The sequence below is a fragment of the Brachybacterium sp. AOP42-C2-15 genome (assembly GCF_052377065.1).
GTDB lineage: Bacteria > Actinomycetota > Actinomycetes > Actinomycetales > Dermabacteraceae > Brachybacterium.
This window is the reverse complement of the sequence record NZ_JBQSWK010000015.1, coordinates 61,401-75,478: the sequence shown is the minus strand read 5'-3', so window position 1 is coordinate 75,478 and position 14,078 is coordinate 61,401. Positions and strand designations below refer to the sequence as shown.

Here is a 14,078-nt window from a genome sequence, read left to right as displayed (position 1 = left end):
TCGGCTCTCCCGGCTGCAGGCGACGACGGCCGGAGATCAGGCGGCCGAGGTGCGCCGCAGCCGGACGTTGACGAACTCTCCCATGCCCCACCGGCCGAGCTCACGGCCGAAGCCGGAGCGCTTCACGCCGCCGAAGGGCAGGCCGGGCAAGGTGGTCCCGTGCTCGTTGATGTACGCCATCCCGACGTCGAGGCGATCGGCGACTGCCTGGGCGCGCTCGAGATCGGTGCCCCAGACGGAACCGCTCAGACCGAAGTCGACGTCGTTGGCCAGCGTCACGGCCTCGTCCTCCGAGTCGACACCGTAAATCACAGCCACAGGGCCGAAGATCTCCTCGGCATAGGCGTCCATGTCCTCGGTGACCCCGGTGAGCACGGCGGGCTGCATGAAGGCCCCGTCGCGATCGAGCGCCTGCCCGCCGGTATGGAGCGTCGCGCCCTGCCGGACGGCGCGTCGAACCTGGTCGACGACGCCGTCGCGCGCACCGACCGAGGAGAGCGGGCCGACGTCGACGTCCTCGTCCAACGGATCGCCGAGGGTCGCGGACTCGAAGCTCTCGACGATGGTCGCGACGAACGCCTCGAGACGAGCCGTGGGCACGATGATGCGCTTCGGGGAGTTGCAGGCCTGGCCCGCATTCGACAGCCGGGCGGTGGCGACGGTCCGGGCGACCTGCTCGAGGTCGCCATCGTCGAGCACGATCAGCGGATCGGAGCCGCCGAGCTCCAGCACCGACTTCTTCAGGTGCTTGGCGGCGGTCTCCGCGACCGCCGCACCCGCCTTCTCGCTGCCGGTGAGGGACACCCCGCGCACCCGCGGGTCGGCGATCATGTCGGCGATCTGGTCGTGGGAGGCGAAGACGTTGGCATAGGCATCCTGCGGGACCCCGGCCTCATGGAGGATCTGCGCCATGATCTCCGAGGAGCCGGCGCAGATCTCCGCGTGCTTCAGGATGATCGTATTGCCCACCATCAGGTTCGGGGCGACGAAGCGCGCCACCTGGTAGTAGGGGTAGTTCCAGGGCATCACTCCGACGAGAGGACCGATCGGCTCGGTCTGCACCAGCGATTCCTGCGCGCCCTGCGGATCCAGCTGCTCGGGCTGCAGCAGCTCGGGGCCATGGGTGGCGTACCAGCGATAGATCGAGCCGGCCAGCTCGGCCTCGCCGATGGCCTGCTGCAGAGGCTTGCCCATCTCGACGGCGATCAGCTCTCCCAGCTCCCGGGAGCGGTCGTCGTAGGCATCGGCGACCCGCTCCAGGATCGAGGCGCGCTCCTGCGCGGCAGTGGCGCGCCACTCTGTGTAGGCGGTGTGGGAGCGCGAGAGCACGCGCTCGACCTCGGCGCTGTCCAGGGTGGTGAATTCCTTGTCGGTCCGTCCCGTGGTCGGGTTGGTCGTCGTGTATTCAGCCATCCCTCCACCCTCGACCCCATGTCCGGATCTGTAAAGAATGGGCCGTCCGACCGGTCCGCCGGAGCGCGGCGGGCAGCGTCGCCCACTGCTCTCCGGACGTGACCCGGCCGGTGGCTCACACCCGGATCGCGCCGAGCTTCTGCGGATTGCGGAGCATGTCGATCCGGGTCACCACGGCGTCGGCGCCTTCACCGTCGGCCTCGATCCAGACCGCGCAGTCGATCCGCGGCCCCTCGTGCCCGATCAGCGCCGGCCGACCGTTGAGCTCCGCCATCCGCCAGGACAGCTGCATGACCTCGGGCTTCGCCATGATCCCCGCGATGAAGGCGAGCACGTTCGAGGTGCCATGTATCGGGCGCCGCGCGGCTCGCCTCACGCCGCCGCCGTCGGTGGTCAGCACCACCTCGGGGGAGAGCATCGCGACCATCTCCGTCAGCGCCACCGTTCCCTGCGCGGCGTCGAGGAAGGCGGCGGTGAGCGCGCGGTGGGCGCTCTCGTCCACCGGATGGCGCGGCGCCCGTGCGCGCACGTGGGCTCGCGCGCGGCTGACCAGCTGCCGCACCGAGGCCTCGGAGCGCTCGAGAGTCTCCGCCACCTCGGGATAGGGCAGCGCGAACACCTCGCGCAGCACGAACGCCGCCCGCTCGAGCGGGGACAGGGACTCGAGCACCACCAGCAGCGCGAGCGAGACCTCGTCGGCGATCTCCGCGGCGCGGCCCGGTTCCGCGGAGGCGTCGGTCGAGACCGGCTCGGGCAGCCAGGGGCCGATGTACTCCTCGCGTCGCCGGTCTCGCGAGCGCACGATGTTCAGCGCCGTCCGGGTCACCACCCGCAAAAGGTAGGAGCGCGGCTCGCGCACGATCGTGAGATCCACGTCCTGCCAGCGCAGCCAGGCTTCCTGGACCGCGTCCTCACTGTCGGCCACCGTGCCGAGCACCCGGTAGGCGGCGCCGAGCAGGGCGCGGCGATGCACCTCGAAGGTCTCGTGATGCGCGGTCGATGCGGTGTTCATGGCGCGCCCTTCGCTGCGGTTCGCGGAGCCGCGCTCAGCGTACGTCGCAGTTGTCCTTGAAGCCCTGACTGGTCAGCCCCAGCCCGGCGTTGGTGCGCGAGCGGTAGTTCTCGAGCGAGACCAGCGCGGCGAGCTCGACCACCTGCGCGTCGTCGAGATCCTCCCGCAGGCGGGGCACCATCTCGTCGGTCACGGCCGACGGCGTCTGCGTCGCCGCGACCGCATACTCCAGCACCGCCCGTTCGAGCGGTGAGTAGACGCTGCTCGTGCGCCAGGATCCGATCGCCTGCAGCTTCGCCGGGTCCACGCCGCGGCGGTGGTTCTCCCAGTAGCCGAAGTCGATGCACCAGGAGCAGCCGATCTCGCGCGCCACCACCATCACCGCGAGCGCGTTCAAAGTAGGAGAGAGCCGCTTCCAGCGGGAGGCGCTCGCCTCGAGCACGAGCGAGGCGGTGAGCACGCCGCCGTGGTGGAGCGCGGCCCGCACCGGATCCAGCGCCTTCCCGTACGGCCGGCGCGTCGCCCAGAGCACGAGGCGCGCGAAGCCCCCGTCGTGCTCGAGCGGGATCCGGGCGGCGGGACGCGCCGGCGGAGCGGTGTGCAGAGGAGTGATTGCGGACATGTCGGTGCCTTCCCTCAGGGGCCCGGGAGGGGCCCGTCGGAAGGGAGACACCGGCCGCGCCGGATCTGTGACATCTGCTTGCTGCTCAGGCTTCGGGGAGGTCCCAGTGGAAGCTCTCGAGGGTGATGGCGGCAGGGTCCGGGCCCCGCGCTGGCGGCTGATGCAGCAGGAGCAGGTCGATCGGGGTGCGGACATCGCCGGCACCCGCCGGTCAGAACGGCGTCGTGGGCGGCGCGTCGGGCGGAGGATCCACCGGCGGTGGCTGCTCGGGCTGCGTCGGCGGCTCCGGGGCGGGCTCGGGGCTCGGCTCGGGCGGCCGGCCAGGGATAGGCATCGGCGGACCGGTGGGCGGTGAACCCGGCGGCTGCGTCGGCGGCTCCGTGGGAGGAGCCGTGGGCGGATACCCGGGCGGAGTCAGCGGCGGCTCGCTCGGCGGCGGCAGGGTTCCCCCGGCGGTGGGGTCATTCGGCGGCGTCATCTGTTCCTCCTCGGGGTGCGAGCATCCTGGACCTGGTCAGGAACCGCTTCCCATCGGGCGTCTCGAGGCTGAACCCGCCGCCGCGCCCATCCACGAGGTCGATCGTGAGGTGGGTGTGGCGCCAGTAGGCGAACTGCTCGCGGCTCATCCAGAAGTCCAGCGGGCTGGTGGTGCCGTCCGGCAGCGGCACCTCGACGTGCCCCATCTTCACGTCGGCGTCCCCGGTGAGGAAGTCGCCTTCGGGGAAGCACATGGGCGAGGACCCGTCGCAGCAGCCGCCGGACTGGTGGAACATCAGCGGCCCGTTGCGGTCGATCAGGCGCTGGATCTGCGCGACCGCCGCGCCCGTGAACGCGACGCGGGAGAAGTACTCGTCCTCGACCGTCGGCGCCATCTCGAGGACGTCGTCCGAGGCGGACGGCTCGGGCAGCGTCGGCGCGGGCGGCTGGCCCGCCTGCGGGCCGGGCGGTGCCGCGGTGCGGGTGAACTGCGGGGGAGCGGAGGCGGAGAGGTCGGTCATGGCGAGTCCTTCGCTCGAGGGGCCGATGGGAATGTGTCGTGGCTCACCACGATAGACCTCCTCTGCGGCCATAGGGTTTCCGCATGGAACATCGTCACCTCGGCCGCTCCGGCCTCAAGATCAGCGAGATCATCTACGGGAACTGGCTCACCCATGCCTCCCAGGTGGAGGATGACCGTGCCCGCGCCTGCGTGCGCGCCGCGCTCGATGCCGGCATCAGCACCTTCGACACCGCGGACACCTACGCGAACACCGCCGCGGAGGTGGTCCTCGGCGAGGCGCTGAAGGCTGAGCGGCGCGAGTCGCTCGAGATCTTCACCAAGGTGTACTTCCCCACCGGCCCCAAGGGGCACAACGACACCGGTCTGTCCCGCAAGCACATCCGCGAGTCGATCGACGCCTCGCTGCGCCGACTGCAGACCGACTATGTCGACCTCTACCAGGCGCACCGCTATGACGTCGCCACCCCGCTCGAGGAGACGATGCAGGCTTTCGCGGACGTCGTCCACTCCGGCAAGGCGCTGTACATCGGAGTCTCCGAGTGGAACGCGGATCAGCTCCGCGCCGGCCACCAGCTGGCCCGCGAGCTCGGCATCCAGCTGGTCTCCAACCAGCCCCAGTACTCGATGCTGTGGCGCGTGATCGAGGAGCGCGTGGTGCCCACCTCGCGTGAGCTCGGCATCTCCCAGATCGTCTGGTCGCCGGTCGCCCAGGGCATCCTCACCGGCAAGTACAGGCCCGGCACCCCGGCGCCCGAGGGGTCGCGCGCCCGCGACGAGAAGGGCGGCGCGGACATGATCAAGCGCTTCCTGAACGACGAGGTGCTCACCGCGGTGCAGGGCCTGCTCCCGATCGCGGAGGAGCTCAGCCTCACCCCGGCGCAGCTCGCCGTGGCCTGGGTGCTCAGCAACGACAACGTGGCCGGCGCGATCATCGGCGCCTCCCGCCCCGAACAGATCACCGAGAACGTCAAGGCTGCGGGGATCACGCTCGATGCCGACGTCAGGGCCCGCATCGACGAGGTGCTCGGAGAGATCCCCGAGACCGATGCGGCGCTGACCCAGGCGCCCGGGGCGCGGCTGAGCTGAGCTGTCGGCCGGAACGAAGGTGCAATGACCGAAGGGCCGGTCCGTCGCGATGACGGTCCGGCCCTTCGGCTTTCACTGCGGTGCGTGTCGAGGGATCAGCTCTTGGTGTCGATCCCCAGCTGCGCGGGCGGCAGCTCCTCGCCGGTCTTGCCCTGGAGGGAGTGGCCGTCGGCCCGCATCTCCCAGAACGTGGCGCCCTGGATGCCGAGCTTGCGCGGATCGAACTGCGGGTCCAGACCTGCCTTCTTCTGCTCGCGGTAGTCCTTGAGCGCCTTCAGAGCGGGGCCCTGGATGACCAGGATGCCGATGATGTTCAGCCAGGCCATCGAGCCCACGCCGATGTCGCCCATGCCCCAGGCCGCGCCGGCGGTGTTCACCGCGCCGTAGGCCACGGAGACGAGCACCAGAGCCTGCAGCAGGCGAAGCATCCCGCGGGCGAGCACGCGGTTCTTCATCTTGCGCGTGAGGTAGTTGAGGTTCACCTCGGCCATGTAGTAGTAGGCCACGATCGTGGTGAACACGAAGAACCCCAGCGCGACGGCGATGAACGACGGTCCGAAGCCCGGGAAGACCGAGTCGAGGCCGGTCTGGACGAAGTTCGGCCCCGGCTCGACATCCACGGGCATCTCCCCGGCGCCGCTGCCGATCACGGGAGAGGTGCCGTCGGCCCACTCCTCATTCGAGAACGTGTTGAACATTCCGGTCGAGATGATGATGAAGGCGGTCGCAGAGCACACGAACAGGGTGTCGATATAGACCGAGAACGACTGGGCGAAGCCCTGCTTGGCGGGGTGGGAGACCTCGGCGGCGGCAGCGGCGTGCGGGCCGGTGCCCTGGCCGGCCTCGTTGGAGTAGATGCCGCGCTGGACGCCCCACTTGATGGCGAGGCCGACGATCGCGCCGAAGATCGGCTGGACACCGAATGCGCTGGAGAAGATCAGCCCGAAGACGCGGGGGATCTCGGTGAAGTTCAAGAACAGCACCACGAGCGCGATGATGATGTAGAGGATCGCCATGGCCGGCACCACGAACGCCGCGAAGTGGGCGATGCGCTTGACGCCGCCGATGACGATGAAGCCCAGGCCGATCACCAGGCCGATGGCGGTCACCCAGGTGGGGATGCCCCAGGCACTGTTGATCGCGGAAGCCATGCCGTTGGCCTGCACGCCCGGCAGGAAGAAGCTCATCGCGAGGATGGTGACGATCGAGAACAGGATCCCGTAGAACAGCGACAGGCCCGGGGCCTTGTGCTTGTAGGCCTTCTCGAAGTAATACGCCGGACCGCCGCGGTACTCGCCGGTGTCGCGGTCCTTCTCCTTGTAGATCTGGCCGAGGGTGCATTCGATGAACGAGGTGGCGGCGCCGAGGAAGGCGGAGGCCCACATCCAGAACACGGCGCCGGGGCCGCCGAAGGCGATGGCGGTGGCGACGCCACCGATGTTGCCCATGCCGACGCGGCCGGCGAGCGACATCATCAGCGACTGGAAGGACGAGGTGCCGTCCGGGGAGGTCTCGCCCTTCTTCAGCTGGGCGAGCATGTCGGGGATGTTCCGCACCTGGAGGAGGCCGGTGCGGATGGTGAAGTAGAGGCCGGCGAGAAGACAGAGCCCGATCAGGGGGATGGACCAGATCAGGTTGTTCGCGCCGTTGATCATTTCGGCGATCATGAGGGCTCCTGGGAATAGGGGAAGCGACGGCACCCTTGGCGTCGCGTGCAGGGGTGACTGCAGTCACCTCTTAGTGCTGGATGGAACATACCGGACACTCAGGGCTCTGAGGGGTCTTTCAGCCTCCCGTAGCCGGGTCGTTATGCAACTCGTATTCCGGGTGCTTGTATTCGTCCAGGTGGAGCTGCCGTGCGGCGCCGAGGGGAGTCGGTGGGGGGCATCCCGCCGCCCCTTCCGGCGTGTCGTGACCGGAGTCGCTCAGCAGGGGCTCGAAATCGGGGCTGGAGAGCCGTTACACTTATTGCGACCCCTCGTGCGGTGTCATCTTGCTGAACTCCCCCAGGGCTTGACGGCAGCAAGGGCAGGTGAGCTCTGGCAGGTGCACGAGGGGTCCTTCTCTGCCCGGAGGCGGTGCCGTCCTCGGCCCCCGGTCCCCTGCGGGAGATCGCCCCACCACGGGGCCCGGACCCGGGGGTCGCCTGGCTGCTGGACCTCACCCCCTGGACGCTGTGGCTCACGGTGGCCAGGATGGTGCTGCGCATCGGAGGCGTGTTCGCGCCGCGAGCGGCCGATGCGAGCCCGCGGCCCCTTCCCTCGCAGTCCCGCGATGCGTACCGTGAGGGGACCCGTTCGTCGAGGTCAGGAAACGCTATGAGGGTCGAGACCGTCCACCGGGTTGCGCACCCGCCGTCCGAGGTTCTCGCCTGGCATGACCGCCCCGGCGCCCTGGTGCGGCTCACCCCGCCCGGGCTCGCCTCGGCCGATGCGCCGGACGCCGGAGGGGTGCAGGTCGGCCGGCTCGTCGGGGTGCGTCTCGGCCCGTCGGCGCTGCCCACCGCACTGCGCCCGCATTGGATCCTGCGCCATCTCGAGCATGACCCGCAGGGCCGTTTCGTGGACCAGCAGGTCCGCGGGCCCTGGCGCACCTGGCGTCACGAGCACCGCATCGAGGCCGACGCCGGCACCGCCGACGCTGCCGACGGCAGCGCCACCGCGCTCCACGACAGCATCGAGCTCGAGCTCCCGCGCAGGCTCGAGCGTCTGACCCCGCTCGCCGAGTCGCAGATCCGCCGCCTGCTCGCCTTCCGTGCCCGCCAGCTGCACGACGACCTCGACTTCCACGCCCGTTTCGTCGACACCCCGCGCCGCACCATCGCGATCACCGGCTCCTCGGGCCTGATCGGCACCCAGCTCGCCGCGCTGCTCGAGACCGGCGGGCACACGGTGCATCGGATGGTGCGTGAGAACCAGGTGGGCCCGGGGGAGATCTCCTGGGACCCGAGAGCGGGGCAGCTGGACCCGGCCGACCTCGAGGGCATCGACGTGGTCATCAACCTCGCCGGCCGCTCGATTGCGACCCGCTGGACCCCGACGGCCCGCCGCGAGATCCGCGGCTCACGCGTGAACGGCACAGCGCTGATCTCTCGCACCCTCGCCGGGATGCGGGAGGGGCCGGCCGCGCTCGTCCAGGCCTCCGCCATCGGGATCTACGGTCCGCGACGCCCGGGCGAGCTGCTCACCGAGGCGGATCCGGGCGGCGAGGGCTTCCTCGCCGATCTGGTGCGGGACTGGGAGGGCTCGACCCGCGCCGCCGCAGACGCCGGGGTGCGGGTCGCCCACGTGCGCACCGGGATGGCGCTGACCGACGGTGGCGGCCCGCTGCTGCCCCAGCTGCCGCTGTTCCTGGCCGGGGTGGGCGGCAGGCTCACCGCCGGGGACGCGATGACCTCGTGGATCTCGCTGGATGACATCGTGCGCAGCTTCGCCCACGCCGCGCTCAGCGCCGAGCTGCACGGGCCGGTCAACGGCGTCGGGCCGCAGCCGGTGAGCGCCCGTGACTTCGCCCGCACCCTCGGGATGGTGCTGCACCGGCCCGCATTGCTGCCGGTGCCGCCGCTCGGACCACGCCTGGTGCTGGGCGGGGCGGCCGCGGACGAGCTGATCCGCACCGATCAGAACGTCTCCGACGCGCGGCTGCGGGGGAGCGGCTTCGAGCCCGCGCACCGCACCCTCGAGGAGGCGCTGCGCCACGTGCTGCGACGGTGAGGGCGGGGCCGGCGGAGGCGACCGACGAGGTGCGCTCAGAGGTGCTCGGTGGGGAGCTCCGTGAGCGCGCGGGCCTCCTCGCGGAGCTCATCGTCGCTCAGCTCATGCGCCGGCGGGTGCACGACCTCCGCGCCGCGGCAGGCCAGCGCGTTGACGACGGCGGCGAGCCCCACCAGGGCGGCCGCGCCGACGGGCAGCCACATCGCGACCTGGGAGCCGGCGTCCTCGGCGACCGCGCCGGTCAGGGCGGAAGCGGCGGACTGGCCGACGATCGTCGCCGAGCCGAGCATGGTCATCACGGTCGCCGAGCGGCCCTGCGGGCTGCGCTCGGCGGCGAGGCTGTAGAGCGTCACGATCGTCGGCCCGATCCCGATCCCGGCGATCGCCATCGCCACGATGAGGCCGCTCAGGCCGCCCGCGAGCCCGAAGCCGATCATCGAGGCGAGCATCAGCGCGGAGAACACGAGCCACCGCGCAGAGAGGCGGAACCGCTCGGGGAAGCGCGCCACGGACAGCGCCAGGATCGTCGAGCCGACGCCCATCACGCCGTAGACCAGCCCGGCCGAATCGCCGTTCCCGGTATCGGCGAGGAAGGCGGTGAGCGAGGTGAGCACCGTGCCGAAGAACAGGCCCACGCCGAGCGCGCCGGCGACGACCACCAGCACGCGGAGCGTGCGCAGCTCCCTGGCGGGGGCCTGGGCAACGGGCTCCTCGGCGGTCGGTGCGGCGACCTTGGCCGTGGGATGCAGCGCGAAGGCGGTGACGAACAGGAGCGTGAGCACCGCGGCCCCGATCATCGGGGCGGCGGGGCTCAGGGTGGTCGCGAGCAGGCCCACCACCACCGGCCCGAACACGAAGGCCGTCTCGTCGGCGGCGGATTCGTAGCCCATAGTGGCGTTCAGGCTGTGGGCCCGCCGGCCGCTGGGGAGGCGGGTGAGGATCAGGTGCACCAGGCGGCTGCGGGAGAACGGGCCGATCTGCGGGGAGGAGGCGCCGATGACGAAGCCGACCGCGAGCACCGCGATGTCGGGCAGGGAGCTGAAGGCCACGGCCGCGATCGCCAGCAGCGCGAGCGAGTTCACGATCCCCGACAGGAGGATCACCGGGCGCTGACCGATCCGATCGGCCGCGGCGCCGAGCAGGGGGCCGACGAGGGCCGAGCCCAGTCCCACCACGGCCGAGTTCACGCCGCCGAGCCAGATCGACTCACGCGCGGAGACGACGAGGGTCAGGGTGCCCACGACCATCATCGCGAAGGGGAAGCGGGCCACGAACGCGATCGGGAAGTAGGCGGTGCCGGCGACGCGGCGAAGGGTGGTGGGCGCCTGCGGCGCGGGGGAGGTCTGCTGAGTGGTCATCACTGCTCCGGACGGGGGTGCCGCCTTGGACGATCCACACCGTGGACCCGAGGTAGATGCACTGCTGAGGCCCGGGGGATCGGGCCGATCTGACGGCCCCACTCTAGAGTCCGGCGGCGTGAGCGGCCAGGGCGGGCGGGCCGGTGGTGCGCGGATTCACCCCGGCCCGTCGGCCGAGCCGGAGAGCGGGGCGCGCACTCTGATGCGAGCGGGGTCCTTGCTCTGACGCGAGCGGGGCAGGCACGGGGAACGGCATTGCCGAGTCCTCATGTCTGCCCCGCTCGCGTGCTGCTGCCGGCTGGTGCCGGTGGCTCGCCTGCTTCGGTGTCAGGCGGTGGCGGACTGCTTCTCGCGGTCGCCCCCGGAGCCCTCGCCGGTGGTCGCCTGAGAGGTGGCCGCTTCGGAATCGGCCGGGCCGTCCGCGGCGATCGCAGCCGTCTCCTCGGCCTGGATGACCTGGAAGGAGGTGCGACGGGTGGCGTCGTACGTCGGCTGATCGAGGATCTTCTCGCGCTTGGCGACGATCACGGCCACCAGCGACTGGCCGGTGACGTTCAGGGCGGTGCGGCCCATGTCCAGGATCGGGTCGATCGCGAGCAGCAGGCCCACGCCCTCGAGCGGGAGGCCCAGGGTGGACAGCGTGAGGGTGAGCATCACGGTCGCGCCGGTCATGCCGGCGGTCGCGGCGGAGCCGAGCACCGAGACGAGCACGATCAGCAGGTAGTCGGTGATGCCCAGCGGCACACCGTAGAAGTTCGCGACGAATATCGCGGCCAGCGAGGGGTAGATCGCGGCGCAGCCGTCCATCTTTGTGGTCGCGCCCAGCGGGATCGCGAAGCTCGCGTAGTGGCGGGGCACGCCCATCCGCTCGGTGACCGTCTGGGTCATGGGCATGGTGCCCAGCGAGCTGCGGGAGACGAAGCCCAGCGAGGTCGCGGGCCACACGCCGCGGAAGAAGGAGCCGATGGAGAGGCCGTTGAGCTTCAGCAGCACCGGGTAGACGACCAGCAGCACGATGAGCATGCCCACGTAGACGTCGACGGTGAACACGCCGAGCTGGCCGATGGCCTCCCAGCCGTAGGAGGCGACGGCGTTGCCGAGCAGGCCCACGGTGCCGATCGGGGCCAGGCGGATGACCCACCACAGCAGCTTCTGCACGATCTCCAGCGCGGAGCCGGTGACCTTGAGGAACGGCTCAGCCTTCTCCCCCACCTTGAGCACCGCGATGCCCACGGCGATCGAGATGACCAGGATCTGGAGGGCGTTGAAGCTCAGGGAGACGGAGCCGTCCTCCGCGGCCTTCCCGGCGATGCCGAGGAAGTTGGCGGGCACGAGGCCGGTGAGGAAGTCCATCCAGCCGCCCTGGGTGGAGGAGGCGGCCTCGGCGGAGCGGTCCACGCCGGAGTTCTCGCCGGGGGAGGTGATCACGCCCAGCGTGATGCCGACGCCGACCGAGATGAGGGCGGTGATCGCGAACCACAGCAGGGTCTTCCAGGCCAGGCGCGCAGCGTTGGTGACATTGCGGAGGTTGGCGATCGAGGTGACGATCGCGAGGAAGATCAGCGGCGGGACCAGGGCCTTCAGCAGCGTCACGAAGATGGTGCCGATGGTGTCCAGCGCGGTGGTCAGCCAGTTCGCGCCGTCACCGCCGTCCTCGCCGGCGCCGGCGACGGGGCCGATCTGGGCAGCGACCAGCCCGAGGACGATGCCGAGGACCAGTCCGATCAGGACCTGCCAGCCGAAGGGGATGCCGAGGACTGCGCGCAGCGGATTGCGCTGGCGCGTCGTAGCCGTGGGGGAGGGTGTCGAGGTGCTCACGACAGCTGACGCTACGCCGACCTGGTCGCACTTTCAATGAAATTGCTATGCGGTCACATTAGTGACCCTTGGGGGTGCGGGGGTGGCTCATCGTGGGGCTTGGGGATGGTTGGTCAGTCGGCCGACGGGCTCGCTGTGGCAGCGGCACGCTCGGCGGGGGACTTCAGCACGCAGAACTGATTGCCCTCCGGATCAGCCATGGTCAGCCAGCCCGTGCCCGGCCCGTACTGCCCGCGGTGGTCGGCGACGAGGGTGGCGCCCTGCTCCTCGAGCCAGCGGATCTCCTGCTCCTGCGTGCGCTCGCGCGGACGCACGTCGAAGTGGATGCGCTTGGCCGGCAGCTCGGCATCGGGCACTTCGAGGAACAGGAGGGTGTGGCCGGTGTCCGGGTCGAAGATCGCGCACTCCTCATGTCCGGGAAGGTTCGGATCCTCCGGGTCCGTCCCGTAGTCGAGGATCCTGCGCCACCACTCGCTGAGGGCGTAGGCGTCGTGGCAGTCGATGCTGGTGTGGGAGACGAAGACGCTCATGCCCCCAGTCTTCGCGCTGCGGGCGGCACAGGCAACAGTGGCGGCGCGCCGATCCGCCGATCCGAGTCCGTCGATCGGTGGATACTCGGCTGCCGATTCCCCTCCGAGCGGCGGATGCGAGAGCGGTGCACGGCAGTGCATCGTAGGGGCATGCCTGAGAAGCACCTAGATCGCCACCGCGCCGCGTCGTCGACGACGGATCCGGCGGCGACGGGCGATGTCTCCACGGAAGGACCGGTGCCGGCCTTCGGGGAGAAGGCACCGAACCGCTTCGCCGCAGACGTCGAGTACAGCGGCACCACGGGCAGTCACGACTACCTGGTCCGAGTCCGCCACCGGCTCCTGGACACCACGTTCACCGTGGTCATCGACGGTATCGAGCACGATCCGAAGGCCGAGGTCAAGGCGAGGCCGCCGGAGGAGAGCGCTGAGGAGGACTCCGGAGCGGCGCGGGATGCGAGTGAGGGCACGGTTGCCGACGGGGACGACGGCCCGGCGCCCGAGGGGAGCGATGCCCCGGAGACGGACGAGAGCGAAGCCCCGGTAGCCCATGGGGGCGAGAACTCCGCCGCCGACGAGGACTCTCCCCTCGAGCTCGACGAGAGCGCCGACGCCGAGCCCTGGGCCGATGATGACCTCCGCTTCACCCTCAAGGACGGCTTCGCGACGCTGCTCTGCACGGTGCGCCGCCCTATGGACAGCGGCGGATATGCGAACTCCGAGGAGATCACCATCCGCACTGTCGGCCTGGGCGGCGCCGGCGAGGTCGAGATCCGTCGCGGCGTCAAGCGCATCGTGCTGGTTCCGGCGGACGGATCTCCGTCGGCTGCCCGGGAGGAGAAGCGCACCGCCCATCCCACCCGGTACGCGCTGGTTGCCGCGATCACGAAGTCAGCGCGCTACCTGCTGCCGCTGCTGGGCTTCGGTGCACTGTTCAGCGGCGTGCTCGACCCGTTGCTGGAATGGATCGAGGCGCGGGTGCGACCGGCGTTCGAGGCCATCGCACGGATGACCGAACCGGTGCGGGAATGGATTGCGCAGCTGCTGCGCCCGGTCCAAGAGTTCCTCGAGGCGGTGTTCTCCCCGATCAGGGAGTTCTTCGCCATGCTGCTGCGACCGGTGCGTGACCTGCTGGCCTGGCTGCTGGGGCTGCTGCCGGACATCGGCCTGCCCTTCGACATCCCCGACTGGCTGCCGGAAGTGCTGGTGCCGGTGATCGTGGTGGTGGGCGTCTTCTCGGCGACCCGCAAGGGACTGCACAGCCGTGGGGAGAAGCTGGCCGCGGCGAAGGCGGCGAAGGCGGCGAAGGCGGCGGGTGGCGAGGAGATTGAGCATCCTGGTCAGAGCGGCCGGGCCGAGGATGAGACGGACCCGTCGGACCCGTCTGCTGGACCTGCTCGTTCCGCGCCGTCTCCGACCGCGGACGACGACTCGCGGGCTGGGGCCGCGGCCGATGCGCGCGCGTCGGAGGACGAGGTGCAAGCGGGATCGCTCAGGTGAGGTTGTCGTCGAGGAGCTTGTAGGCC

The 14,078-nt window shown here is 70.5% G+C and carries 11 protein-coding genes and 1 other RNA gene; 4 read left to right on the top strand and 8 right to left on the bottom strand.

Annotated features, from left to right (window positions below; all coding sequences use genetic code 11):
- Positions 1-36: 36 nt before the first annotated feature.
- The 4 genes from ACT3SQ_RS10275 to ACT3SQ_RS10260 form a co-directional block, all read right to left on the bottom strand.
- Positions 37-1,413 (bottom strand): NAD-dependent succinate-semialdehyde dehydrogenase, encoded by a 1,377-nt coding sequence (locus ACT3SQ_RS10275; RefSeq protein ID WP_441445322.1) that lies wholly within the window; start codon positions 1,411-1,413, stop codon positions 37-39.
- Between the two features lie 115 nt (positions 1,414-1,528).
- Positions 1,529-2,425 (bottom strand): RNA polymerase sigma factor SigJ, encoded by an 897-nt coding sequence (sigJ, locus tag ACT3SQ_RS10270; RefSeq protein ID WP_441445321.1) that lies wholly within the window; start codon positions 2,423-2,425, stop codon positions 1,529-1,531.
- A 34-nt stretch (positions 2,426-2,459) separates the two neighbouring features.
- Positions 2,460-3,047: a carboxymuconolactone decarboxylase family protein gene (locus tag ACT3SQ_RS10265; RefSeq protein ID WP_441445320.1), complete on the bottom strand. Its 588-nt coding sequence runs from the start codon at positions 3,045-3,047 to the stop codon at positions 2,460-2,462.
- Between the two features lie 461 nt (positions 3,048-3,508).
- Positions 3,509-3,919, bottom strand: coding sequence for a DUF779 domain-containing protein (locus ACT3SQ_RS10260; protein WP_444601121.1), 411 nt, complete (start codon positions 3,917-3,919; stop codon positions 3,509-3,511).
- A gap of 209 nt (positions 3,920-4,128) precedes the next feature.
- Between ACT3SQ_RS10260 and ACT3SQ_RS10255 the strand changes: the two genes are divergently transcribed.
- Entirely contained in the window at positions 4,129-5,133 is a 1,005-nt protein-coding gene (locus ACT3SQ_RS10255) for an aldo/keto reductase family protein (RefSeq protein WP_441445319.1), read from the top strand.
- Positions 5,134-5,228: 95 nt separating this feature from the next.
- Here ACT3SQ_RS10255 and ACT3SQ_RS10250 read toward each other — a convergent pair whose 3' ends face one another.
- Positions 5,229-6,800 carry an alanine/glycine:cation symporter family protein gene (locus tag ACT3SQ_RS10250; protein WP_441445318.1) on the bottom strand — a complete coding sequence of 524 codons (1,572 nt, stop codon included), beginning with the start codon at positions 6,798-6,800 and terminating at the stop codon, positions 5,229-5,231.
- A 302-nt stretch (positions 6,801-7,102) separates the two neighbouring features.
- Here ACT3SQ_RS10250 and ffs point away from each other — a divergent pair.
- Positions 7,103-7,199: signal recognition particle sRNA small type (ffs, locus tag ACT3SQ_RS10245), an RNA gene on the top strand.
- Positions 7,200-7,451: 252 nt separating this feature from the next.
- A complete protein-coding gene (locus ACT3SQ_RS10240) occupies positions 7,452-8,846 on the top strand; it encodes a TIGR01777 family oxidoreductase (protein WP_442332782.1) in 1,395 nt (464 codons plus the stop codon).
- 35 nt (positions 8,847-8,881) lie between these two features.
- Here ACT3SQ_RS10240 and ACT3SQ_RS10235 read toward each other — a convergent pair whose 3' ends face one another.
- From ACT3SQ_RS10235 to ACT3SQ_RS10225, 3 genes are all read right to left on the bottom strand, one after another.
- Positions 8,882-10,204, bottom strand: coding sequence for an MFS transporter (locus ACT3SQ_RS10235; RefSeq protein ID WP_444601113.1), 1,323 nt, complete (start codon positions 10,202-10,204; stop codon positions 8,882-8,884).
- Positions 10,205-10,531: 327 nt separating this feature from the next.
- Positions 10,532-12,022 (bottom strand): dicarboxylate/amino acid:cation symporter, encoded by a 1,491-nt coding sequence (locus tag ACT3SQ_RS10230; protein WP_444601112.1) that lies wholly within the window; start codon positions 12,020-12,022, stop codon positions 10,532-10,534.
- A 113-nt stretch (positions 12,023-12,135) separates the two neighbouring features.
- Positions 12,136-12,552, bottom strand: a complete 417-nt coding sequence (locus ACT3SQ_RS10225) for a VOC family protein (RefSeq protein WP_441445314.1) — start codon at positions 12,550-12,552, stop codon at positions 12,136-12,138.
- Between the two features lie 150 nt (positions 12,553-12,702).
- On the opposite strand from ACT3SQ_RS10225, the gene ACT3SQ_RS10220 reads away from it, so the two are divergent.
- A complete protein-coding gene (locus ACT3SQ_RS10220) occupies positions 12,703-14,052 on the top strand; it encodes a hypothetical protein (RefSeq protein WP_444601111.1) in 1,350 nt (449 codons plus the stop codon).
- Positions 14,053-14,078: the final 26 nt, after the last annotated feature.

Coding starts and splice junctions, on each gene's coding strand:
- ACT3SQ_RS10275 (WP_441445322.1), bottom strand. CDS start 1,413: ATGGCTGAATACACGACGACCAACCCGACCACGGGACGGACCGACAAG.
- sigJ (WP_441445321.1), bottom strand. CDS start 2,425: ATGAACACCGCATCGACCGCGCATCACGAGACCTTCGAGGTGCATCGC.
- ACT3SQ_RS10265 (WP_441445320.1), bottom strand. CDS start 3,047: ATGTCCGCAATCACTCCTCTGCACACCGCTCCGCCGGCGCGTCCCGCC.
- ACT3SQ_RS10260 (WP_444601121.1), bottom strand. CDS start 3,919: ATGGCGCCGACGGTCGAGGACGAGTACTTCTCCCGCGTCGCGTTCACG.
- ACT3SQ_RS10255 (WP_441445319.1), top strand. CDS start 4,129: ATGGAACATCGTCACCTCGGCCGCTCCGGCCTCAAGATCAGCGAGATC.
- ACT3SQ_RS10250 (WP_441445318.1), bottom strand. CDS start 6,800: ATGATCGCCGAAATGATCAACGGCGCGAACAACCTGATCTGGTCCATC.
- ACT3SQ_RS10240 (WP_442332782.1), top strand. CDS start 7,452: ATGAGGGTCGAGACCGTCCACCGGGTTGCGCACCCGCCGTCCGAGGTT.
- ACT3SQ_RS10235 (WP_444601113.1), bottom strand. CDS start 10,204: ATGACCACTCAGCAGACCTCCCCCGCGCCGCAGGCGCCCACCACCCTT.
- ACT3SQ_RS10225 (WP_441445314.1), bottom strand. CDS start 12,552: ATGAGCGTCTTCGTCTCCCACACCAGCATCGACTGCCACGACGCCTAC.
- ACT3SQ_RS10220 (WP_444601111.1), top strand. CDS start 12,703: ATGCCTGAGAAGCACCTAGATCGCCACCGCGCCGCGTCGTCGACGACG.